This is a genomic window from Aurantibacter sp. UH7, assembly GCF_056839165.1.
In genome coordinates, this window is sequence record NZ_CM166388.1 from 3716243 (window position 1) to 3743089 (window position 26847).

A 26847-nucleotide genomic window follows, 5' to 3' on the forward strand; every position below is an offset into this window, starting at 1 on the left:
CTTTTATGGGTATACCGCCCGGCCATCAGCTAAAATTTTAGCGTTTAACGCTGCAACACCTAATGCTTGTGAACCAAAGAAATTCATGTGTTCTTTAGATTGATAATCCTTTTTTATTCTGTTCTGCAAACTTTGGCTATATCTTGCTAAATAAAACCATTCATGTAATCGACCTTTTGCAGCATATCCGCCCGTGCCATCAATATTTGTAGTAATATTTTGGGGCCCCGTCCAAATTACATTTACAGTTTTTAAAAGGGCATTCATGTCACTTTTGTTCCAATACATTCTATTTTCATATGCAAGTACAAAAAAGCTTATCATTGCCCCTCCATGCGACGTGTCCTGTATATTTGAACCTTTACGAACTCCCCACGTTTGATCCCAGGCGTAAGCAGATTTATCTTTTGGGTTAGCGTATATTTGATTTCTAAAATTAGAAGGCAAATTCACCATAGTACCAAATGACATATTGTCAAAAACCTTCTTGTATTGGCTCTTACCCGTTATTATATATAATTCCATAGCAATACGCGCCCAATGAGAAGACATATGCGTTCGAGTTCTATATATTTTGGTAAGATTGGCAGAATAATACCTACTCCAAATATTTTTCTCTGTAAAAGCTAATAGTTCGTTATATTTACTCTTATACTTTGATGAGTTTTTAATACTTGATGTTTGATGAATTATGCGCACTAAAGTTGCTACATGACGCCAGTAGTATGTATCCCATAATGCATATTCATTTCCATCATGAGCAGGCCATCCCGAATAACCTCCTCCTACAGATTTTGCATCATCAAGTGTATTATCAATTAACTCCAATGCCGTATCAAGGTATTTATTGTCACCTGTTGCCTGCCACATAGTAGATAAACCATCAATATAATGACCTAAAAAATAATATTCCTGATTTTTACCTTTACTTTTTGATCTTGAATAAGCATCAGAACGGTCAATTGACCATTGCGAATCGAACTGGCCCTGCCAATATCTTACATCAGCACTTGTTGATGGAACAACTATCTCTTCTTCTTCAACTGTAATGGTTATATAATCCGAATCAGTTAATCCTTCAGCATCTTTTACAGTTAATTTAATCTTATAAGTGCCTGGTTGACTAAAAGTCTGAGTTGGGTTGTCATCGGTGGAACTTCCATTTCCATCAAAATCCCAATTGTATTGTGTAATTTCTTTGTCATCCGTTGATTTGCTTGATGAAAAAACAACTTTTAATGGTGCCTCACCTTTTGTTGTATTGGCTGTAGCGTCAGCCGAGGGTTTCTCATTTGCAGGTTCTCTTACTTCAATACTAATGGTTTCTGCAGCACTTAAGCCTTCATCATCCGTTACTATAAGTTTTACTTCGTAAGTTCCTGCTTCATCAAACGTATGCGTTGGACTAATTGAACTTGATTTACCATCTTCGAAGTCCCACAAGTACGTTTTTATTTCATTATCATCGCTAGAATTTTTAGCACTAAATTTGACTTTTAATGGAGCTTCACCAGAAGTTTTATCCGCTGTTAGTTTAGCAGTTGGGGCTTCGTTTTCAGGTTTTTCTGCTATTATAGTTAGGGTAGTTGTGTTGGTAAGTCCTTCATTGTCAGTTATTAAAAGTTCAACTTTATATGTGCCAGCTTTGGTGAAAGTATGACTGGTGTTGTCAGTTTTTATTTTTGCACTCCCATCTTTAAAATCCCATACATAACTTTTAATTTCAATATCATCAGTAGATTTCTCCCCTTTAAATGCAATTTTAAGTGGAACTGTTCCTTTGGTCTTATTAGCAGAAGCAATTGCTATAGGAGCTTCGTTTTCATGGTTTCCAACAACAATAGTGATAGTAGTTGAATTCGAAAGTTCGTTTTCATCCGTAGCTTTTACTTCAACTTTATATATACCTTTTTCTTCAAAAATATGCGTTGGATTTTTTGTATTCGAAGTTGAACCATCTTTAAAATCCCATTCGTAGGAAACAATTTCAGCATTTTCACTTGAAGCCTCTCCATTGAAAATAACTTCTAGGGGAGCTTCTCCTTTCGTAATATCTGAAGAAGCTTCGATACTAAGAATAACTTCTTCTTCTTCTTCTTCTTCTTCTGAAACTATGTTTTCTTCTAATATAAACTCTTCAATACTCACAGCATCTATAGCAGTTTCATACGTGATAATTAATTTGGGAGCTTCTTCTGTCGCATGCTCTTTTGAAGCGATTGCAACGTCATCACCATTAGCTTGTTCCAAAATTATTGTGGTATTTTCTGGTAAAAATTCTAATGCCATTAATTCAACCGACTCGGTTTGTCCTAGTTCATAGGTTTTGTCAATTGAACCTAAAACTATATTAGCTTCTGGCGCTGTATCTTCATTTAAATCATCTTCATGCCATTTTAATGTAGATCCTTTATGGATATTTATTTCACCATCACCATCATCTTTATATATGGTAAATTGAAATTCCACATTAACTATCGCGCCACCTATGCTATCAATTGGACTCAAATCAAAAAGTAGGTAACTTTTTCTGCTATTTGTTTGTAATCTAATAACTTCATGATTAACACCTTCACCATCATGTATATAGGCATCTTGTATTGGAAAAAAAGTAGTTGTGCGACTTTCCAAATTTAATTGAGGTTCTTCTTCTTCAATCTCAGAAATGTCTTCTGTTTCAGTATCTTCAATAATATCATCTTCAGATTCAGATTCTCGAGAATTACGGTCTTCAATTGATTGTGAAGCCTCATTAAGAATACTGTCACTTAATATATCACTATCCTTGCCGCAAGAGAGCACCAGAATAAGTGAAAAAAGAATAAAACATAAAAATTTAATGTTTAGTCGTGTGGGATGAAAAGTCATTTAATAGCTAAAAATTGAAATTAAAAATTTTGCAATTATACGTAAGCATTATCATTTTTCGACGAAAAAACAAAGATTTTCGATGAAATGCACATAATTAAATTCTTTTAACGAATAAAGCATCTTAATATTGTAATTATTTTAAGTTCCCCGTAAATTCTGTCATAAAAATAGAACGTTTCCTCCAGTTTATTTTTTGCTCAGTATTATTATCATCGAGTTTAATTAAGTTGTTGATTTAAATTAGAATCGCATATATTTTATAGAATGCGAAAAAACATTTTAATTATTGAAATATGCAAAATAATAGGAAAGGACTTATAGTAATAGCACAATCTTGGCCTTGCGTTTCTTACGGCGGCTCAATAGCCGTAACGGCATCGCTTTTGCAGTATCAAAAGTACTTTGATAGTATAATATTTATTTGCTTAAATGACACTGCAATAGGTAAGGATGCTAAAGAATTGTTTAAAGAAGTGAAATTCAAGCAGATTAGTACAAGTAGAGGTAGTTTTGCCAAAAGATTTATTTCTTCCTTTTTTGTGAATAAACCTGCGATTACCATGGGTATTTATAAAAATTCAATTGGCAAGAAATTAAAAAAAATAATCAATAGTCATTTTGAATTCGAGAATACTCAATATGTAGGTATTATTGAAGATAATGTTCCCGCTGTTTATTTGAAAATGTTAAAAGCAAACTTTACCGAAATGATTTGGGTCTTTAAAAGCCACGATGTTTTACATAAGGCTTTTTCAATTTTTAGAACAAATGGCAATTTATTGCTAAGATTAGCATGGAAATTTGAGATATACAGAATATTTAGGTTTGAAAAAAGTGTAGTACAATTGGCAGATATTAATTGGACAATTACACAAGATGATTTAAAATTAAGTGAAGATTGTTATAATAAAAAAATTAATGGGGTATTTGATGCTAATATTGCATTATCCAAATATAAGGAAGTAAAACCAGGAATTTATTCAAATATTATTTGTTTAGGTTCTGCAGATAGTAGAAAAGGACATGGCCTTAAACAATTCATTGCAAAATCTTGGCCTAAACTTTTGTTGGCACATCCTAATAAGGTGAATTTAATTCTTGGTGGAAAGGGAACTTTTATATACAATTCAAATGTAGATCGAATTAAAGGTTTTGGCTACATAAATGACGAGATTGATTTTTTAAACAAAGGTTCAATATTTATAAACCCACAAATGGCGGGTACTGGCTTGAAGTTGAAAAGTTTAGTTGCTATGGCCGCAGGCAAAGTATTAATAACAACTAAAAATGGGGCAAGGGGATTGGGTGGTAACCCAGGCGAGCATTATATTGTTTGTGATTCATATAACGATATGACAGATAAAATATTAATGCTATTAAATGATATTAGCTTACAAAGTAAAATAGCGGCCGCAGGACGAGCATTTGTACTACAGAATTTCTCTGAAAGGACCTATTCAAAAAGAGTTCAACCCTTATTAAATGAATTATATGTTGCTTAAAAATATATGAATGAATAAAGTAGAAAAATATGTTTATGATAGGGTAAAGAAAAACCCAGAGTTGAAGTTTTTTTTACGAAATACATATCAATTAGCTTGTGATATTGTACCTGTACGCGATAAGGTTTCACAGCAAAATATAATTCGGCGCGATGGCTATTATTTCGGTTTTCATGACAAATGTCCTTTTTCATATGATGATTCAAAACTATTAGCAGGCAAATACAATATTCCACTTCGGACTCCGACAACATTAGATACATTAGAATTGGGATATTTCGATGGAGTCGATTACAAAAATTTTAATCCTATAACAACAACAAGGTCATGGAATTGGCATCAAGGATGTCAACTACAATGGCGTGGATTAAGTGATGAAATTATATTTAACGATTTCGATGGCGATAAAAATATTGCTAGAGTAGTAAATGTACTTAATGGTGAAAGTAAAAGTCTTTCTGCTTCAATTGCAACGGTTAGTGCAGATGGTAAATGGGGAGCAGGTTATAGTTTTGAGCGTAGTCAAAAATTTATGCCAGGTTATGGTTACCCACATGGTTTTAGAAGTGATATTAATGAGATTATGCCAAATACTGATGGATTATATTATGTAGATTTGGATTCGGGTGTTTCTAATCTAATTGTTTCGATAGCCCAAGTGGTCGATTTTGATCATGACAAAGTTCTAATGAAGGACGGCAAACATTTTATTTCACATGCAATCATATCACCAAATAGCAAACGGGTAGTCTTTCTTCACCGATGGATAAAAAGAGACATACGACATCGCTGGTCTAGAATGTATAGTTGTGATTTAGATGGAGGCAATTTGTATCGTTTTCCAACATACGAAATGGTTTCACACATGGCGTGGAAAAATGAAGATGAGTTATTGGCTTATTGTCGTTTACCGAACCACCAAGAGGGGTATGTTCTATTTAAAGATCAAGAGTATGACAACTGGCAAATAATTGGAGAAAATTCTTTTAGTTCGGATGGACATCCAACTTATGATAATTCTGGTCGCTGGTTAATTACTGATACTTATCCAGACCGATTTCGTCAGCAAACTTTAATTTTGTACGATGTATTAAATGAAAAACGTTACGATTTGGCAAAACTAAAACACCCCAAAAAATTTAGTAATACAAACGAGAATAACGCGCGTCTAACATGTGATTTACATCCACGATGGAATAGAGCTGGTACAATGGTTTGTTTCGATGCAGCATATTCAGGCAAAAGATCTTTGTGCACGATGTCTGTAAAACAAATTGTAAATTAGAAGTATTATCAACTAAATATATTTAGTTCTTTCAATGCATAGTACAAAATCTATTTCTTGAAAAACTACTCAGTGAAAATAGCCATTTTCATACATAGTTATAATCGTGATTGTTTAGCGTTTGTAATAATTAATTTCTTGTCCTGGTGTGTAATGCATTTATATTTCAAGTACTAAGACGAAATTAATTTTCAGGAAATACACCTTTATTATCCGCTAATATGCGCGCATTTAAAGCTGCTATCCCAAGAATTTGAGTGCCAAAAAAATCCAAGTGTTCACCTATGTACTCTTTTTTAATTCGATTTTGTAGGTTTTGGTCGTAACGAGCTAAGTAAAGCCATTCATGAATGCGACCTGGGTTCTGGTGATAACCACCTGATCCGTCTACATTGTAAAAAGTCTTTTTAGGATTTGATTTTGTCCAAATAATATCCAAAATAGGTACTAATGCATTGATGTCTTTTTGAGTCCAAAACATATTATTATCAACTGCATGTACCCATAAACTAATGATTGCTCCAGCATGAGAGACATCTTGAATTTCTGACCCATCCATAGACCCCCAATGAGAATCCCAAGCATATGCTGATGAATTTTTTGGATTTGGATAAAATTGGCTCTTTAAATTTGATGATCTGCCAGGCATTTCTCCAAAGGAGATATTCTCAAAAACTTCTTTGTATTTATTATTGCCAGTAATAATATATAATTCCATTCCAATTCTAGCCCAATGCGAGGCCATATGTGTCCGTGATCTATAAATAGAGCCAACACCATACGAAAGATATCTATTCCATATGTTTTTTTCAGAAAAGGCTAATAGTTTTTCAAATTCGGACTGATACCCCGAAGCTCTTAATTCTGGCGATTGATGCAAAATTCTTAAAATGGTTGAAACATGGCGCCAATAAAAAGTGTCCCATAAATTGTACTCTTTACCATCATGAGCAGGCCAACCTTGATAACCATTACCCACTGATTTTGCATCATCTAATGTATTATTTATTAATTCTAATGCTGTGTCTAGATAACTATTATCGCCTGTTGCTTGCCACATTGCAGATAGACCATCAATATAATGTGCTAAAAAATAATACTCTTGATTTTTATTAGCACTTCTTGATCTAGATAATGCATCAGCTTCATTACTATCTGCCCATTTATCATCAAATAGGCGTTTCCAATATTTTATTTCATCATTTATTTTTGTTACAGCAACCTTAGTGTCTGTTGTAGAACTTGTTCCATTTTCTTGAGATGTTTGTGTAGTATAGGTGAAATTATCATCAGTTGTATCATAAGTATTATTATTAGGTACGTACGTAAGGGTATTGTCATCATTAATTAGTACCTGTCCATTTTCTGGTTGCGTAGTAGTTAGAATGTCAACATTTTCTTGATCTGCAATTATGTCATTAGATAAAACATCTAAAACTATTGCTTCGTTGCCGTTGATTACAAAATCATCTTCAATAAAAACACTACTAATTAAACGTGATTCAAGATTATCGACGGCTACATATTCAGAAAGTAGGTCGCTATCTTTACTGCAAGAGAACAAGGAGAGAATTAATACATAAATTATCATGAATTGATAGTTTTTTAAACGAAGATAGATCATAAGTAGGTTATATTTTGAAACTGACTTGGGAATCAATTCTGATATTTTTTAATATGTGTTTTATAATTGCTTTTATTGATACGATGTTTTTCTTATTTATAGACGTTTAAATGCAGTTATATTCGATGAAATACACTTTTAATTAACATTCCTTAACAAATTGAACAATTCAAATTTATTGTGTAATTAGCTCACTATTATAACTTTAGTGAGTATAATATGTTGTGAAAGTGCTAATAAATTGGCTGAAATGCACTATTATCGATGTGTAGCTCCGACAAAGTACCAACTACATCGATAAATAGATTAAATGCACAATTGAGTGCAGATAATCTATTTTTAGATTAATATTTTGATTTTTTTGGAATATGAAAGAGTTAATCTTTATTAGTACAATGTTGAATTAAGTTGTAATTACATATCCATTTTTTATTTAGAAACTCCTAGATTGTCACTAAATTTATTGGAAAAAGTCTTGGACTATAGAAATATATTGCAAAATATTCCTTGAAAATTGAAGGATAGGAAAACTAAGATAATTTATGAAAACCTATTGTTAATTGGTTAATCATTACAGCTAATAAAATTGATTAGTGGTGATATCTCTTTTGTTAATTAGCTTTTTACTAAACGTAAAATAAAGCATATAAACATTACTAACGCCAATTTGCGCGGACATTAGTAATGCTTATAATATTTGAAAATAAAAATGTACAGCTTTTTTAAGGCTATAATTTCTAACTTAAATAATTTTATGGCTTATTTAAGTTCTTTAGAATAGATTTTGAAACGATAATCCATTTACTTTTCGATGTAATATTTTTTTATAATCTACCATCAATTTCGCATTTGAGTATACCTTTTACATCGTATAATACCCCATCGCATGCAAGCATATTTCTTAAATCTAAATCTAAATACTCTTTGTGAGCAACAGTTAAGACAATCGCATCATACTTTTCATTAGGTAGTTTGTTGGTTGTCTCTAACTTATATTCATAGGCTACTTCTTCCGGTGAGGCCCATGGATCATATATAGTGATATCACTATCATAACTTTTAAGATTAGAAATTACATCTACCGCCTTGGTATTTCTAACATCTGGGCAGTTCTCCTTAAAGGTAATTCCTAAGATTAATATTTTAGCACCTTTTACTTTAATGTCTCTTTGCAACATTAGTTTTACAACTTCAGATGCCACGTATTTACCCATGCCGTCATTCATTCTTCTTCCGGCAAGTATGATTTCTGGATGATATCCAAACTCCTGCGCACGTTGTGCTAAGTAATAAGGGTCAACACCTATACAGTGACCACCTACTAAGCCAGGTTTAAAGGGTAGAAAATTCCATTTTGTTCCCGCAGCTTCTAATACCGCATGCGTATCAATGTTCATTAAATTGAAAATTTTCGCTAATTCGTTTACGAAAGCAATATTAATGTCGCGTTGCGAATTTTCAATAACTTTTGCCGCTTCAGCGACTTTAATAGTTGGTGCTAAGTGTGTGCCAGCAGTAATAACAGAGGCGTATAAATCATCAACTTTTTTCCCAATTTCTGGAGTAGAACCTGAAGTTACTTTTAATATCTTTTCAACAGTATGTTCTTTGTCTCCTGGATTAATACGTTCAGGTGAATACCCAACAAAGAAGTCAATATTAAATTTTAGACCACTAATTTTTTCTAAAACTGGAACGCATTCATCTTCTGTAACACCTGGATATACTGTCGATTCGTACACAACCACATCACCTTTTTTTAAAACCTTACCAACTGTTTCACTAGACTTATACAAAGGTGTTAAAACTGGTCTATTGGTGCTGTCTACTGGGGTAGGGACGGTAACAATATAATAATTACAATCCGCTATATTTTCAATTTCATTGGTGCAAAAAAGCCCTATATCAAAATTAGGTGTGCTTTGAAGAACCCCTTGTAATACGTCATCGGAAACTTCGAGTGTACTATCTTTACCTGCTTGTAATTCTTTAATTCTACCCTCATTTATATCGAACCCGATAACAGGATATTTAGTAGCAAATAGTCGCGCTAAAGGCAATCCTACATATCCAAGACCTATAATAGCTATTTTCGGTGTCATCATTGATTAATTTAATTTTAAATTATTCCAATACCAGTTTACAGCCTCTTTAAGACCTTTTTTGATATCAAATTCAGGTTGATAGTTTAATAGTTGTTTTGCTTTGTCAATTGAGGCCAATGAATGGGGTACATCACCTTGTCGCTCTGGACCATAAATAATGTCTACATCATTAATTTTTGCATCAAATTCAGCCAAGTAAGATTTTAACAGCCCTACAAGCTCTTTTAAATCCGTTCGCTCGCCATAAGCCACATTGTAAACGGTATTAACAGCGTTAATATTGTCTGAAAGTAAGGCGCGAACATTCATTTGAATGACATTATCGATATAGGTGAAATCTCTTGAGAAACTACCATCACCATTAATAGTCGGTGATTGGTGTTGCATTAACTGAATAACAAATTTTGGTATTACAGCAGCATAAGCACCATTAGGGTCTTGTCTTCTGCCAAATACATTAAAATAGCGCAAGCCTATTGTTTCAAGTCCATATGTTTTGGCAAAAACGTCGGCATACAATTCATTTACATATTTTGTTATTGCATAGGGGGAAAGTGGTTTTCCTATAACATCTTCTACTTTAGGCATGGATTTAGAATCACCATAAGTTGAAGAACTAGCAGCATATACAAATCGTCTTACTTTTGCATCTCTTGCCGCTACTAACATATTAAGAAATCCAGATACATTAACATCATTACTTGTTATTGGGTCGTTTATAGATCTTGGGACAGAACCTAATGCGGCTTGGTGCAAAATATAGTCGATTCCACTGCATGCTTTATGGCAGGTTGCTAAGTCTCGAATGTCACCTTCAATTAAAGTGTAGTTCGGATTTGTTAAAAACGGAGCAATGTTTTCTCTTTTGCCCGTGGCAAAATTGTCTAAACATACTACTTTATTGCCATTTTTAAGTAGTGCTTCCGTTAGGTTAGTCCCGATAAAACCCGCACCACCTGTTACAAGAACTTTAAAGTCAGAATTGAAATTTAACTTTTTTAAATCCATAGAATTATATATGTATAGCTGTATTTTTTTATAATTTACTTGGTTATTAATCAAGAATTATAATTAACGTTTTGTTAAATCTATATTTTTTTACTGTTAGCCAAAGAATTTCAGTGTTGTTGATTCAATTAGATTTTGTAATAATTTCTATACCATTTTACAAAACTACCGACCCCTGATTTAATATTGGTGTTAGGCTTATAGTCATAGTCCCGTATTAGATTATCAACATCTGCCCAAGTTTGAGTTACATCCCCAGGTTGCATAGGTAACATTTCTTTTTCCGCTTTTTTACCAACTTCGTCCTCAATCGCTTGAATAAAATCTGTCAACTTTACGGAGTTATTATTCCCTATATTGTATATTTTATATAATTTTCTATTCACTATAGGCTTAGTTAATACTCTAACTACACCTTCCACTATATCATCTACATAAGTAAAGTCCCGTTCTAATTCACCATGATTAAACACCTTTATAGGTCTATCATTCAAAATTGCATCAGTAAAAAGGAATAGCGCCATATCTGGTCTCCCCCAAGGGCCATAAACCGTAAAAAAGCGTAGACCTGTGGTTGCAAGTCCGAATAAGTGACTATAACTGTGTGCCATTAATTCATTGCTTTTTTTGCTTGCGGCATAAATACTTATTGGGTTATCGACATTATCTTCTGTTGAAAATGGCACTTTTTCATTTAAACCATAAACACTCGAACTACTTGCATAAACCAAATGCTCCACCTTATTATGTCTACAACATTCTAATAAGTTTAAAAAACCTACGATATTACTATCTATATAACTTTCAGGATTTTCGATGCTATAACGAACACCGGCCTGTGCTGCAAGATTACATACAGCGATAATGTTCTCGTCTTTAAAGAGTTTTGGTAATTCATCTCTATCTTCCAAATTCATTCGAACAAAAGAAAATTTACCACCATGTTTGGAGCTGATGGTTTTCGTATTCCATTGTTCTGCAGCGTCACTAGATATGCCAAGTTCTATTAATCGATTATATTTTAGATGTACATCATAATAGTCGTTGATGTTATCTAAGCCGATAACCTCAATGTTTCTTTTCAAAAGGGCTTCACACAAATGATGTCCAATAAACCCGGCAGCACCTGTTACTAGTATTTTCATGATTGGCCAATTTTGTAATATTGAAATCCTTTTGATTCCATAGTATCTTTTTCTAGAATTCTTCGCCCGTCAAATAGAAATGCTGGTTTCAACATTTTGGTATAAATTGAATCCCAATTATATGTTTTGAATTCATCCCATTCGGTTAATATACCGATGGCATGTGCATTTTCAGCAGCTTCCATTGGATCAGTAACCACAGTCAATAAACGTCTGTTTTCTTCCGGAGATCTTGAGCCAAGATAATCTAAATCAGCATAAATTTGTTCTTTAGAAACCTTTGGGTCATAAACCACAATTTCAGCTTGTTCATCTAACAATGCATCTGCCACATAAATGGCTGCTGATTCGCGTGTATCGTTAGTATCTTTCTTAAAAGCCCATCCGTAGAAAGCAATTTTCTTGCCAGAAACAGTATTATATAACGTAGAAATGATATGCTCCGCAAATCGTCTCTTTTGGTAATCATTCATGATGATTACTTGTTCCCAGTAATCAGCTACTTCTTGAAGTCCATAACTTCGAGCAATATATACAAGATTAAGTATGTCCTTTTGAAAACAAGAGCCTCCAAAACCTACTGAAGCGTTTAGGAATTTTGGACCAATTCTACTATCTGTACCTATGGCGCGAGAAACCTCAGCAACATTGGCATCTGTTTTTTCACATAATGCTGAGATTGCATTAATAGATGAGACGCGTTGTGCTAAAAATGCATTTGCTACCAACTTGGAAAGTTCAGAAGACCAAACATTTGTTTGTAATATTCTTTCTTTCGGTAACCAATGCTCATAGATTGCACTCAATGTATTTTTTGCATCCTTTCCTGAAGGAGAATCATCACCACCGATTAAAATTCGGTCAGCATTAAGCAAATCCTCTATTGCCGTTCCTTCGGCAAGAAATTCCGGGTTTGATAAAATTTCAAACTTGACATCATTTCCAGTATTATCTAGAATGCTTTTAATTGCACTAGCTGTACGTACAGGTAAGGTAGATTTTTCTACAATAATTTTATCGTCCTTAGCAACTTTAGCGATATTTCTAGCGCAAAGCTCTACAAATTTTAAATCAGCAGCTTGACCTTTTCCTTTTCCGTATGTTTTGGTAGGAGTATTTACAGATATGAATATCATTTCGGCTTCATCAATGGACTTATCAACTTCAGTAGTAAAGAAAAGGTTCTTTCCACGGCTTTCAGCAACTATTTCTTTTAAACCAGGTTCGTAAACCGGAAGTTGGTCTAAATCATTATTATTCCACGCATCAATCCTTACCTGATTAATGTCAACTACAGTAACTTTAATTTCGGGGCATTGACTAGCAATAACAGACATTGTTGGGCCGCCTACATAACCAGCACCTATACAACATATTTTTGTAACTTTTTTCATTCAGACTTTTTTTTTAAAGGGATGCAAAGATTGTGATTAATTTTAGAAAAATTCTTCTATTCTGACAAACGAGCATATTTTAACGGTATTGTGATAAGTACTAATTATTATCATTATTCTACAAGTCTAATCATGTATTTTGACGAAAAACTTAAAAATATTTAAAAACTAATTTTTTCTGGGTTAAATTGCTGTAATTAAAGATATATGGTTTGACTAGGTTTTAATTAACATTAAATTATAACTTTTAATCGAAATAGGGTGATGTTGTAATTACTGAATGGAAGTAATTTATAATTTTGTGCTTGATATATAAGTTATGGTGTACGTTTTTTAATTATGAACCGTTTGTAGTTTTATATCGTATCTAATACATGTTGAACGATTTTTATATTAAAATGTTTAAGTAAGTTTATCCGTTAATCTAATATGAGTGTAATCACATCAACTAAAATATGGCTTTCATCACCACATATGGGTGATAAAGAGCAGTCTTACGTGAAAGAAGCGTTTGATACGAATTGGGTTGCACCTTTGGGCCCCAATGTTAATTTGTTTGAAAAGGCTATTGAGAATTATATAAATAATTCTGTTCACGTAGCTGCCTTAAGTACAGGCACCGCAGCAATTCATTTGGCGCTAGAGATTCTTGGTGTTTCAAAAGATGATGAAGTAATTTGTCAAAGTTTTACTTTTTCAGCATCTGCAAACCCAATACTATATCTTGGGGCAACGCCAGTTTTTGTTGATAGCGAGCGAGATACATGGAATATTTCCCCAGAACTTCTTGAAAAAGCAATTTTAGATAGAATTTCAAAAGGTAAAAAGCCCAAGGCAATAGTAGCTGTTCACTTATATGGTATGCCATATAAGGTTACCGAATTGAAACGTATTTCATTACAATATGATATTCCAGTTGTTGAAGATAGCGCGGAGGCTTTGGGCAGTTCTGTTGATGACCGCAAGTGCGCTAGTTTTGGTGATATTGGAATATTGTCCTTTAATGGTAATAAAATAATTACAACTTCTGGCGGAGGTGCTCTAGTTTCAGAGAACAAAACACATAAGGAAAAAGCTATTTTCCTAGCAACTCAAGCAAGAGATGAAGCCCCACATTATCAACACTCAAATGTTGGGTACAACTATAGAATGAGTAATGTCTTAGCAGGTATTGGACGAGGTCAGATGGAAGTTTTAGATGATAGAGTAGGTGCTAGACGGAGTAATTTCGAATTTTATAAAAAAAGACTTGCGAATATAAAAGAAATTGAATTTTTGGAAGAACCAAAAGGTTTCATTTCAAACCGGTGGTTAACTTGTGTTTTAACTCCTTCATTTGAAATTCGGGAGAAAATTCGATTAGCTTTATTGGATGAGGATATTGAATCGAGACCACTATGGAAACCAATGCATCTTCAACCGATTTTTGAAAAATACGCTAATTACTCAGATGGTACTTCTTTAGACTTATTTGAACGAGGTTTGTGCTTGCCTAGCGGTTCAAATCTTACCCAAGATGACTTACAAAGAATAACTGACCTAATATTAAAGATTTTTTCATCATGATTCAGAATTATTTGTCAAATAATGCGAATCGTTATGCATCAAAATGGTTAGTACTATTAATTGATGTTTTAACGGTAAGCCTTTCTTTCTTTTTAGCGTATTGTATTCGCTTTGATTTATCATTAGATTTTGATGTAGATAAATTGTATACTCAGTTACCTTTTGTTGCATTGGTTGCATTAATATCATTCTTAATTGTTGGTTCTTATAAAGGAGTGGTAAGGCATACCGGAGTGCGAGATGTATACAATCTTTTTAATGCCATCTGTACTTGTAGTATTTTAATGATTGTGATGATTCTCATTAATACTAAGTTGGATTTTATTGAAAACTTTACGATTCCAAGAAGTATTATCATTTTTCATAGTCTATTAAGTTTTATAGGCCTAACTGCTTCTAGATACGTATTTAAGTCACTATACAATAATTATCTTGCTAAAGATATGAAGGTTAATAAAAATGTATTAATCTATGGTGCTGGTGAATCTGGGATTTTAACCCATAATGCACTTACAAATCACTCTAAAAGTAGAGCTAGAGTTGTTGGTTATATTGATAATGATAACCAGAAAGTGGGTAAACAAATAAATGGAGTAAGTGTATTTGATAAACGAGTTTTGACAGAAGAATTCTTAACTAAAAAGGATATTTCTGAGGTTATTTTTTCAATTCAGAATATTGACCCTAAGAAATTACGAAAATTGGTAGAAGGTTTGGTGGAGTATCCTGTGCAAGTAAAAATTGTTCCGCCAGTTGAAGATTGGATAAATGGAGAACTTCGTGCTTCACAAATTAAGCAGGTACAAATTGAAGATTTATTGGATAGAGCGCCTATTAGCATTAAGAATCAAAAGATAGATAATCAATTGCATGGTAAAGTGATTTTGGTTACTGGAGGAGCTGGTTCGATTGGTAGTGAAATTGTTCGTCAAATTTGTGATTATAATTATAAATCATTGATTATAATTGATCAAGCAGAGTCAGCCTTGTATGACCTACAACAAGATTTGAAACAAAATGGGTTTCACAATTTTATACCAATTGTAGGTGATATTCGGGATAAAAATAGAATGAATGCTATCTTTCAGGAATATAAACCTAATATGGTTTTTCATGCAGCAGCATATAAGCATGTGCCGTTAATGGAATATAATTCTTATGAGGCAATTAAAATTAATGTTGCAGGCACAAAGACCATAGCTGATTTGTCATTAAATCACAAGGTGGAAAAATTTGTTTTTGTCTCAACTGATAAAGCTGTAAACCCAACCAATGTGATGGGAGCATGTAAGCGTATAGCTGAGATGTATATTAGTTGTATGCAACAGGAAAAGAAAACCAAATTTATTACCACAAGATTTGGTAATGTTTTGGGTTCAAATGGTTCTGTAATTCCGTTGTTTAGAAAACAAATAGAAAAAGGGGGGCCGTTGACTTTAACTCACAAAGATGTGACTAGATATTTTATGACTATACCAGAAGCGTCGCAATTGGTATTGGAAGCTGGGTCCATGGGTGAAGGAGGTGAAATCTTTATATTTGATATGGGAGAGTCTGTCAAAATATTTGATTTGGCTAAGAATATGATTAAACTTTCTGGGTTAAACTATCCAGAGGATATAGATATTAAAATAACTGGTTTGAGGCCAGGGGAAAAATTGTATGAAGAGCTCCTAGCAAATGGAGAAAATACTCTGCCAACATATCATAAGAAAATTAAAATAAGCAAGGTACGAGATTTAGATTATGCTGAGGTAAGATCTAAAATAGATGAATTGTGTATTACTAACATGTTCTTTAGTGGAAATACAGTGCGATTGATGAAGAATATTGTGCCTGAATATGTTTCGAATAATTCAGAATTATGTGATTTTGATGATGAAAAGAAAGGTAAAGATTCTGATAAACCAACATTAAAGGTGGTACAATCTTAATTTTTTCACTAATCTTGTATTCTAAATCCCTAATAAAATCATAATGATTAATAAATTGAAATCACTGAACTTAAGCCTTGTTGCCATATGTTTATTTGTGTTATTTATGGCTTCCTGTGCCTCCAAAAAAGATATTGTTTATTTTCAGAATGCCGGTGATTATGAAACTATAGTTAGTGATAATTCGCATACGAATAAGTTTAAAATTGATGATGTTTTAAGTATACATGTATCAACTTTTGATCCACAAGCGAGTGTTCCTTTTAACTTATTAAAAGGAGCTGAGGAAGGTGGTATCAGGGCAGAACAAGTCGATTATATTATTGATAAGAATGGGGAAATTGATTTTCCAGTATTAGGCGCTATTAAACTAGTTGGGCTTTCACCAGAAGAGGCAAAGCTATTTTTAAAAGAAAAGCTTTCTCCTTATTTAAAAGATGCAATCGTTAATATTCGATTAAAGAATTTCACAGTTACAGTTTTAGGAGAAGTTAATAGACCAGGAACATACGCAGTAGGTGGTGAACAAATAACCGTTTTAGAGGCATTGGGTTTGGCAAATGATTTGACAATTAAAGGTTTACGTAAAAATGTAATGGTTATTCGTGATTTTAATGGAACAAAAGTTTATACGCGGATTGACCTTACCAAAAAGGAATCCTTGAATTCACCTGTCTATTATTTAACTCAAAATGACGTCGTTTATGTTGAGCCAAATGAATCTGCTGTAAATTCTTCCGCTTTTGATAGTAGAATTTCTGTATGGGTTTCAATCGCATCATTATTAATTTCTTCTACAGTTTTAATAATTACTAGGACAAAGTAAGATTATAATCTAGTTAAGCTATTTTTTTTAAGGAATCAAAAAAAAAATATGGATTCAAAAGATTTTTCGAATAACTCAAATGACCTTAAAGATGTTTTGGAGTCCTACACAAGACATTGGAAATGGTTTATTTTATCGATACTATTATGTTTAATTTTATCGATGTTATATGTGCGTTATGCGACGCCAGAATACGCAGCCAAGGCGAAAATTCAAATTATTGAGGATCAAAATTCTGGTTCCGAACTTTCAGCTTTTCAAGATTTGGATATTTTAGGTGGGGCAAAGAATAAAGTAGAAGATGAGATTGAAATCCTTAATTCGAGATCAAATTTTATTGAAGTTGCCAAAACATTAGGACTTAATGTAAAGATTACAGCTTTAGGGAATGTAAAAGATTCTGAGATTTACTCTGAGCGACCGATAAAGGTTAATTTTATAGAAAAGGACTCAATAATTTATAATTCTGAATTTACTTTTTATTTAGAACTTACTTCGGATTCTAATTTTGGTTACAGCTTGGAACGAGATAGTCCAGTAAAAATATATGCTTATGGTAAAAATATACCTACTAATATAGGAGGTGTGGTAATTACTCCAAATATTCCTTTTTTTAAGAAATTTAGAGGTCAAAAAATCATGGTTAGTGTTAAACCTATGGTTCAAATAGCTCAAGCATATCAAAACAAAATGATTGTTGCCGTAGCTGATGATTTTTCAAACATCATTAATATTAGTCTTAACGACCCTGTAAAACAAAAAGCTATTGACATTTTAAATACTGTAATTTATAATTACAATCAAAATGCAGTTACAGATAAGAAAAAAATAGCAGATAAAACTGCAAATTTTATTGATAATCGAATTGCGACAATATCTTCTAGTTTAACTGAGGTAGATGAAGATGCTGAAAAATTATTAACAGGTAAAGGAATGACGGGTGGTGGCCTAGAAGTAGGGGCGGCAGTTCAAGCTAGTTCACAAAGTCGCCAACAACTGGATAATGCGCGAAATCAGCTAGAAATGGTAAGTGGGCTAAAGAACTATGTGGCTGGAGAAGAAGGTTACGATATAATGCCAATGGTCGATCTTGGAAATGGCGCAATTACCGCAACTCAATCAAAATATAACGAATTGGTAGCTGAAAGAATGCGATTGTTAAAAAGTGCCGATGAAAAAAATCCGATTATTGTAAATTTGAATCAACAACTTGATCAATTGAAATCAACTATGCAGTCAAGTTTGGCATCAATGGAGCGTAATGTTGGCGCAACCGTAGGAACGTTACAGAATCAAATGGGAAGAATACAGGGGACAATTTATTCTGCGCCAAAGAATCAACGATTACTAACTGACATTACCCGGCAACAACAGACAAGAGAAAGCCTATATTTATATTTATTGCAAAAAAGAGAAGAATCTCAAATTGCAGCGGCTTCTAGTCCAGAAAAATCTAAAGTAATCGATAATGCATACTTAGAGAGTAAATTTCCGGTTTCCCCTAAAAAGCAAATTATCTATTTTGCAGCAATAATATTTGGCTTTTTTATTCCTTTTTCTCTAATATATATAAGCGATTTAATTGACAATAAAATTCACAATAAAAATGGATTAGAGAAGCTTGTTAATAATATTCCCGTTTTAGCTGAACTTCCAAGTCTTTCAAAGAAAGACGAAATATTGGTTAGAAAAGAGGATCGAAGTGTATTAGGTGAATCTTTAAGAATTTTGCGTACCAATCTTGATTATATAATTAATTCGAAAAAGACAGGTAGAAACAATATAATTTTCGTCACTTCTAGTGTACCTGGAGAAGGAAAGACATTTTTATCATCAAACCTTTCTATGATTTTTGCGAATACGGGTAAAAAGGTTTTATTAATTGGCGCGGATATTCGAAACCCTAAATTATATACTTTTTTCACTAGCAAAGATGTTGATAAATTAGGATTAAAGCCAAGTAGAAATAAAGACGCTGGTTTAACCGAATTTCTATATGATGATTCGCTTAATTCCAAAGATATAATAAACCCATTGTTGGTGCACACCACAACCATTGATGTAATTTATTCGGGTAAGATTCCTCCTAACCCTTCAGAATTATTAATGAGTGAAAGGCTGAATGGTTTATTTGAAGAAGTTTCTGAAAAATATGACTATGTTATAGTAGATACTGCGCCCCTAATGGTTGTAACAGATACTTTATTAATTAGTAAGTATGCAAATCATATAATTTATGTTACTAGAGCTGGTGTTACTGAAACTAAGGTTATTGAATTCCCGCTTAAATTACGTGATGAAGGTAAGCTTGATGGGTTAACTTTTGTAGTGAATGATGTTAAAGATTCTAAGTTAGGATATGGTGGTAAATACGGATATGGCTATGGTAAGACTACCAAAAAATGGTGGAAATTTTAAATAAAAAGTGTTTATTCCTACAATTTTAATCCTGAGTCTTATTCTCAGGATTTTTTTTGCGATTATATAAATATTATAAAATTGAAATTCAATTAAATGTAATTAGAATCGAATATAGAATACGATTATTCCTGTAAAGTCGTTTTTAATTATCTGATACGTATTTAGTCGATTACACAGGATTTTAAACGAAAATGGAGTAGGGTATATCGACTATAAGTTGTTATTAAGTTATCTTTGTAAGTCTTTAATTTTGATTTGTGACGGCAATGATTAATGACATTTTTAAACACTAGGTGATTATGAAAAAAATTTACACTAATCATATGCGAATTTTAGATTCGTTTTACTACACTAATTCTAAATTTAAAAATAGATTGTTGTTAAAATCTAATGCTTGGATGCTACTAATTCTTGTATTTTTAACTAGTATTACCACTGTTCAGGCACAGCTTCCAACATCTTTTCAACAAGTAGATTTGTTAACAGGATTAACAAATGCAACTACTATGCAATTTGCTCCTGATGGGCGTATTTTTATTTTAGACCGTGGAGGTGAAATAATTATTTATAAAACTGACACACAAACTTCAGTAAGCGCTGGCATTTTACCAGTATATCATGAATTTGAAGATGGTTTATTGGGTATGGCTTTTGATCCTAATTTTACGTCTAATAATTATATTTATTTGCAATATTCTGTTATCGGAGTAGATAAAAATAGGGTGTCGCGGTTTACGATGATAGGAGATTCAATTGATTTGAGTTCAGAAGTAATATTGTTAGATTGGACCACACAGCGTATTGTAAGTTTTCATACCGGTGGTGATATGGCATTTGACTCGCAAGGAAATCTCTATATTGCCACAGGGGATAATACAAATCATGGTGGCTACAGTAAAATGAGTCAAACGGAAAATGAGAATAGTGCTGAAAAAAGCTCATCAAACACAAACGATTTAAGAGGTAAAATACTTAGAATAACGCCTCTATCCAATGGTACGTATACTATACCTGCTGGAAATTTATTCCCAGTAGGTACCACAAATGCAAAACCAGAAATATATGTTATGGGAGCACGAAATCCATATCGTATATTTGTGGATGAATTAAATTCAGATTGGTTGTTTTGGGGAGAAGTTGGACCTGATGCCAATTCAGCTAGTGCATCTTTAGGTCCAGAGGGCTTAGATGAATTAAATCTCGTGAAGCAAGCTGGCAACTATGGATGGCCCTATTTCTCGGGTGCTGATAATGACGCGTATCAGGTTTTATATCGAACTCCCTCTCCTTATTTTAACAATCCTGCTGCACCTGAAAACACATCTAATTTCAATACAGGACTAACTAACTTACCAGCGGCTCAACCTGCATGGTTAGAGTTTCCAGCCGAATGTTATTTAGCAGGACCACGGTATTATTATAATCCTAGCCTAACGGATTCGCAACGTTTCCCCGTAGAATTAGATGAGCATTTCTTTTATTATGACTTTAATACGAGTCAAATATGGGTCATAGAGATGGATGCTCAAGGTAATATTTTAAATAATGAACAATTTGCACCATTAGTATTTCCGAATAATAAGGATGGATTTATTGATATGGAAATGGGACCTGATGGAAAAATGTACATTTTGTCGTATGGTGCAGGTTGTTGCCCAGATAATGTGGCAACTGGAAAACTAGTACGTGTAGATTATACAGGTATAACTTCAAATGCACCACCAACTGTTATGTTATCGGCTGATGTAACAAGTGGACAACTACCCTTGACGGTTAACTTTTCTAGTGTTGGAACGTCAGATCCAAATGGGGATTCACCATTAACATATGAATGGGACTTTGATGGCGATGGATTATTAGATTCGATTGGTGCAAATCCATCTTTCACATACACTGTTGCTGGTACTTTTAATGTACAACTTAAAGTAAATGATGGTAATGGCGGAGTTGGGGTAAATAATATAACCATTTATGCGGGCAATACGGCAGCAGTATTTTCTTACAACAATCCACAGGATGGCGGCTTTATTGATTGGGGTGATGAAATTTCCATTGATTTAACAGTAACAGATGCTGAAGATGGCTCAACAGGTTCTGGAATTGATTGTAATGATGTTAACGTAATTCCTTCATTAGGTCATTTGAATCATTCTCATGATTTAGCAACCATGACTGGCTGCCCTGGTAATTTCACGCTCTCTTACGATGGACATGATATCACCGGTGATATGGACATTTATTATGTAATAAATTCAAATTATACAGATCAAGGAGGACTTCTAACGTATGACCAAATATCTTTGCATCCCAAGAGAAAAGAAGCGGAATACTACGATAGTGAAAATGGCACAAACATTATTACCAATACAGATATTTTTGAAGGAGGAGCTTCGGCACTAGAAGTAGATAACAATGGATACATATCATTTTCTGGTAGAAACTTGATTAATATGAATGCCGTAAAATATAAGGTAGCATCTACTAATTCTGGTGGGACCATAGAATTTAGGTTAGGAAGTCCGACAGGGACTTTATTGGCGAATACTGCAGTACCTAACACGGGAAGTTTAAATAATTGGGAGGCGGTTGAATCAAGTTTTGCGGCTACTGTAGGTAAACAAGACCTTTACTTTGTCTTTAAAAGTACAAGTGGTACTCAGGGTATTTTTGATTTAAATTATGTTGAATTTATAGGTTCAGGTGTTTCAACTGATAATACTGCTCCTGAAATTTCAATTGTTGAGGCTTTAAGTTCGACAGAGATACAAGTTAAGTTCTCAGAATATGTTACGGCAGCTACGGCAAATCAATTATCTAGTTATAATGTTGACAATGGTGTTACCGTTAGTTCTGCTATATTGCAACAAGATGGATTAAATGTTTTACTCACAGTTTCACCGTTAAGTTCTAGTTCAAGTTACAATGTAACGGTAAGTAACGTTGAGAATATAGCTGGTATTCCGATATCAACTGATTCGTATGCCTTCTCAATAATTAATTCAATGCGGATTAATTCGGGCGGTGATGAATTAGTAAATGGTACTGACGTATTTACTGCGGATGATTATTCGACAGGCGGAAGCATATATTCTAGGTCTATTGCAATAGCAAATACCGATAATGATGCTTTATATCAAACTGAACGTTTTGGTGATTTTACATATGAAATACCAGTTCCATTATCTGGCGAGTATGATATTAGACTCCATTTCGCCGAATTATATTTTGGAATAGGTAGTACTCCTGGAGGTGAAGGTTCCAGGGTATTCAATGTTTTGATAGAAGGGAATCCGGTACTGACAAATTTTGATATCTTATCAGAGGTTGATCCCGCAACAGCTTTACAAAAGGAGTTAAATAATATAAGTATTACCGATGGATTCGCTAGCATAGAACTAGTATCTCTTACTCAAAATGCAAAAATATCTGCAATTGAAATATTACCTGAAGACGCATTTTTATCTACTCCAGATATTTTGATTACTTCACCACAAAATGGTTGGAATGTTAGTCAGACATTTGAAGTAGCTTTTAGGGTAGAGAATTGGACAATATTAGAGGGAGATACTCATATACATTATTACATTGATGGATTGTTAAGCGGTCCTTATTATAGTCATGAACCTATAACATTTGATGGGTTGAGTATTGGAAGTCATACTATTCGAGTAGAATTGTTTTATGCAAATCATACACCGACTGGTATTTTTGATGAAGTAATGGTCGCTATAACAGATCAACAAGTTTGTAACGAAACCGATTTTCCAGATTCATGGGTTGTTCATGAATATGATTCGAATCCTTATGTGGCAGTATATACGTTTGCAAATTATGATTTAGATGGTGATGGTCTAAAAGATATAGTTACTGGTGGTTGGTGGTATAAAAACACAGGTGTAGCCTCTGCTAATTGGCCAAAAAGTACTATTGGAGGTGATTTTGGAAATGTAGCCCATGTTCATGATTTTGATAATGATGGCGATATGGACTTATTAGGTACGACAATTGGTGTTGCCCCCAATCAAGAATTCGAAAGTGTTCAACTTTTATGGGCAGAAAATGATGGTTCTGGAAATTTCGCTTTGCATAACAATATCCCAACTGTAAGTACTGCCTGGTCCGAACCATTTCTTGCAGGCTTAGCAGGAGGAGATTTTGGTACTGGTGGTTTATATCAAATGGCAATAAACTGGAATGGTGCAGAGAACACAAATGAACCTGTTCAATTGCTTACACCAACTGCAACTCCAACAACAGGTATTTGGACCTTAGAGGATATTAGTAATAGTTCTACTGGAGAAGATCTTCAAGCTGCCGACATAGACAATGATGGAGATTTGGACCTTTTTCAGGGTGTTAATTGGTTAGAGAATAATGGGTCAGGAGTATTTACTACACATTTAACGGGTTTGAGTTATGGAAGTACTCCGGATCGTGCTCAACTTGCAGATTTTGACAACGATGGTGATTTAGATGCCGTTGTAGGTCAATTAGGATATGGAAGCGATCCAGATAGATACGATTTATCTTGGTTTGAAGCTCCTGCTGACCCTACTCAAACTTGGATAGAACACTTATTATCAGATGACATTCATGGAAGCTTAAGCGTATTTGCATCTGATATTGATTTTGATGGAGATAAGGATATAATTGTTGGCGAGTGGTTAGGTAGTCGTAGATTAATTGCTTTTGAAAATAATTTATGTAGTACGGATGATTGGGAAATGCACATTATTGACGATAGTCCTCAAAATTGGGAACACCATGATGGTGCGCGCGTTGTTGATATAGATAATGATGGGGATTTGGATATAGTTTCTAATGGATTTAAAAATCAAAAAGTAGTTAGAATTTATGAAAATACAACGCCATTAATCATTAGTAATGACCCAGTAGTTGATGCAGGATCCAATCAAACTGTAATTTTACCTAACAATACAATTACTTTAAATGGATCAGTTACTACACCAAATGGAGGAACTATTACAAGCTATTTATGGACTCAAATAAGTGGACCAAATACTGCTTTATTGGCCAATGAGAATAGTGTAAATTTAGATTTAAGTGGATTAATTTTAGGAGAGTATGTTTATAGATTAACTGCAATTAACGATTCAAATGATTTTGGATTTGATGAAGTTATAGTAACAGTTACAGATGGAGCTGAAGCAATTCGAATCAATTCAGGAGGTCCAAATGTAGCATTCAATAGTATTGAATGGTCGGCAGACAATTATTTTGAAGGAGGTACCGTTAAAAATGTTCCGATGCCAATTGCTAATACATCGAATGATGCTTTGTATCAAACAGAACGTTACCATACTTCAGGAACTTTGGTTTATAATATTCCAGTGGCCAATGGAACTCATAATTTAAATCTGCATTTTGCTGAAATATATTATGGTGTCCCTGGTGATGGATCAGATGGAGGAGAAGGATCTCGTGTTTTTAATATTAATATTGAAAACGGACAAGGAGTTCGCGAAAATTATGACATAATTAAAGAATCAGGAGGCCCTGCAACTGCGATAATAGAAAACTTCACTAATATTAGTGTGACGGACGGGGAATTGACAATTACATTAACATCTGTTGTTGAGAACCCTAAGATATCCGGGATTGAAATTATTAGTGGAGGTACTAGTAGTTTACCTATTGCAGATGCTGGTGAAGATCGAACAATTACGATTCCAGCAGACACTATTACCCTAGATGGCTCAGCTAGTGATCCGGATGGAGGATCAATTACTTCTTATTTATGGACTCAAGAAAGTGGACCAAATACAGCTATAATGAATGGTGATAATACGCCTGATATTGGTTTAAGTGGACTAATTGAAGGTGAGTATCTTTTCAGATTAACGGTGACAGATGATGATGATGAAATTGGATTTGACGAAGTTTCGGTTACTGTTTTAGGAGAACCCGAGACATTTAGAATAAATTCTGGGGGTCCTGAGTTAAGTTTTATTGAGGAAGTTTGGTCAGAAGATAACTATTTTGTTGGTGGTAGTATTTTTGAAAATGTTATTGACATAGCAAATACAGAGAATGATGCCCTATACCAAACAGAACGGTTTAGAGCTGGTCAACCATTAATTTATAATATCCCTGTTACAAACGGTAAACATAACGTTAATTTACATTTTGCTGAAATTTACTATGGGGTGACTTCAGGCGGAGCTGCTGGTGGAGTAGGTTCTAGAGTTTTTAATATTGATATTGAAAATGGACAGGAACAGATTGATGATTATGATATTGTAGTAGCAGCAGGTGGTAGTGCCACTGCGATTGTTGAGAGTTTTAATGGTATTAATGTTACCGATGGCAATCTGACAATTACATTAACAGCAGTTACTGATTCTCCTAAAATATCGGGAATAGAGGTTATTGAAACGAGACCTCCAAATGTAGATGCAGGAGAAGATATAAGTGTTGAACTACCAACTAATAGTGAAACATTAATAGGTACAGCAGTTGATCCAGATGGTGGAGAAGTAACTTTCTTATGGTCACAAGTTAGTGGTCCCAATTCAGCAACTATTTCTGGTGAAACAACTTTAGAATTAGCTATGTCTGATTTGGTTGAAGGGGAATATATCTTTAGACTTACAGTTGTTGATGATGAAAATGAAACAGTTTTTGATGAAGTTACGGTATCGGTATATAAGGAAGGTGAAGTACCAACAATAGGTCAAATGGTTGTCATGTTAGATGAGAATCCTGCCATAGATGGTTTTGCTAAAATTAGTGTCTTAAACGCACCAGAGGATATGGAGGTTCTTAATATATACCTTCATGATGTTGGCGGGCGCTATGTTGAAGGATATAATGCGCAAGATGTGCTTTCTACAGATGGCACATATAATATTCCAGTTTCGACATTAAGAGATGGTATTTACTTTGTTGGGGTAGGCATGAATCAGGGTAAACCAAGGTTGATTAAATTAATAGTAGATAATTAATAAACTTTTAAAAATTATTAGAAAGCTCTGGTTTTTACTAGAGCTTTTTTTGTATTTCAATATTGACGTTACTTAAGTACTTTACTGAATAAAGGTATAACAACTAAATTCATTGTAATTAATCGTATATTCCCAAGTATATTGTTTTCTGAACAGAAAACCACTTATTTTTATAGTAGCTCCCCATTATTAATTTTGTTG

General features: G+C 33.6%; 13 protein-coding genes. 7 read left to right on the top strand and 6 right to left on the bottom strand.

The window, feature by feature from the left end:
* Nucleotides 1-3: 3 nt before the first annotated feature.
* Nucleotides 4-2868 (bottom strand): PKD domain-containing protein, encoded by a 2865-nt coding sequence (locus UH7x_RS15790; protein ID WP_482360886.1) that lies wholly within the window; start codon nucleotides 2866-2868, stop codon nucleotides 4-6.
* Between the two features lie 296 nt (nucleotides 2869-3164).
* Here UH7x_RS15790 and UH7x_RS15795 point away from each other — a divergent pair, with 296 nt between their 5' ends.
* On the top strand, nucleotides 3165-4373 hold the full coding sequence (locus UH7x_RS15795; RefSeq protein ID WP_482360887.1) for a glycosyltransferase: 1209 nt from the start codon (nucleotides 3165-3167) through the stop codon (nucleotides 4371-4373).
* A gap of 10 nt (nucleotides 4374-4383) precedes the next feature.
* On the top strand, nucleotides 4384-5658 hold the full coding sequence (locus UH7x_RS15800; RefSeq protein ID WP_482360888.1) for a hypothetical protein: 1275 nt from the start codon (nucleotides 4384-4386) through the stop codon (nucleotides 5656-5658).
* A gap of 184 nt (nucleotides 5659-5842) precedes the next feature.
* On the opposite strand, the gene UH7x_RS15805 is transcribed toward UH7x_RS15800, so the two are convergent.
* The 5 genes from UH7x_RS15805 to UH7x_RS15825 all read right to left on the bottom strand — a co-directional run bounded on the left by UH7x_RS15805 (nucleotide 5843) and on the right by UH7x_RS15825 (nucleotide 12934).
* A complete protein-coding gene (locus UH7x_RS15805; protein ID WP_482360889.1) occupies nucleotides 5843-7249 on the bottom strand; it encodes an Ig-like domain-containing protein in 1407 nt (468 codons plus the stop codon).
* An 857-nt stretch (nucleotides 7250-8106) separates the two neighbouring features.
* Entirely contained in the window at nucleotides 8107-9387 is a 1281-nt protein-coding gene (locus UH7x_RS15810; protein WP_482360890.1) for a nucleotide sugar dehydrogenase, read from the bottom strand.
* A gap of 3 nt (nucleotides 9388-9390) precedes the next feature.
* The gene (locus UH7x_RS15815; RefSeq protein ID WP_482360891.1) at nucleotides 9391-10395 is read right to left on the bottom strand and encodes an SDR family oxidoreductase; all 1005 of its coding nucleotides are present in this window, start codon (nucleotides 10393-10395) and stop codon (nucleotides 9391-9393) included.
* A gap of 128 nt (nucleotides 10396-10523) precedes the next feature.
* Nucleotides 10524-11540 (bottom strand): NAD-dependent epimerase, encoded by a 1017-nt coding sequence (locus tag UH7x_RS15820; protein WP_482360892.1) that lies wholly within the window; start codon nucleotides 11538-11540, stop codon nucleotides 10524-10526.
* Nucleotides 11537-12934: a nucleotide sugar dehydrogenase gene (locus tag UH7x_RS15825; RefSeq protein ID WP_482360893.1), complete on the bottom strand. Its 1398-nt coding sequence runs from the start codon at nucleotides 12932-12934 to the stop codon at nucleotides 11537-11539. Before UH7x_RS15825 ends, UH7x_RS15820 begins: the two co-directional genes overlap by 4 nt.
* A 429-nt stretch (nucleotides 12935-13363) precedes the next feature.
* On the opposite strand from UH7x_RS15825, the gene UH7x_RS15830 reads away from it, so the two are divergent.
* The 5 genes from UH7x_RS15830 (at nucleotide 13364) to UH7x_RS15850 (ending at nucleotide 26646) form a co-directional block, all read left to right on the top strand.
* Nucleotides 13364-14500, top strand: a complete 1137-nt coding sequence (locus tag UH7x_RS15830) for a DegT/DnrJ/EryC1/StrS family aminotransferase (RefSeq protein WP_482360894.1) — start codon at nucleotides 13364-13366, stop codon at nucleotides 14498-14500.
* Complete coding sequence (locus UH7x_RS15835; protein ID WP_482360895.1) at nucleotides 14497-16434, top strand: polysaccharide biosynthesis protein; 1938 nt, start codon at nucleotides 14497-14499, stop codon at nucleotides 16432-16434. Before UH7x_RS15830 ends, UH7x_RS15835 begins: the two co-directional genes overlap by 4 nt.
* Before the next feature lie 43 nt (nucleotides 16435-16477).
* The gene (locus UH7x_RS15840) at nucleotides 16478-17260 is read left to right on the top strand and encodes a polysaccharide biosynthesis/export family protein (protein WP_482360896.1); all 783 of its coding nucleotides are present in this window, start codon (nucleotides 16478-16480) and stop codon (nucleotides 17258-17260) included.
* A gap of 48 nt (nucleotides 17261-17308) precedes the next feature.
* On the top strand, nucleotides 17309-19678 hold the full coding sequence (locus UH7x_RS15845; RefSeq protein WP_482360897.1) for a GumC family protein: 2370 nt from the start codon (nucleotides 17309-17311) through the stop codon (nucleotides 19676-19678).
* A gap of 302 nt (nucleotides 19679-19980) precedes the next feature.
* Entirely contained in the window at nucleotides 19981-26646 is a 6666-nt protein-coding gene (locus tag UH7x_RS15850; protein WP_482360898.1) for a malectin domain-containing carbohydrate-binding protein, read from the top strand.
* Nucleotides 26647-26847 lie beyond the last annotated feature (201 nt).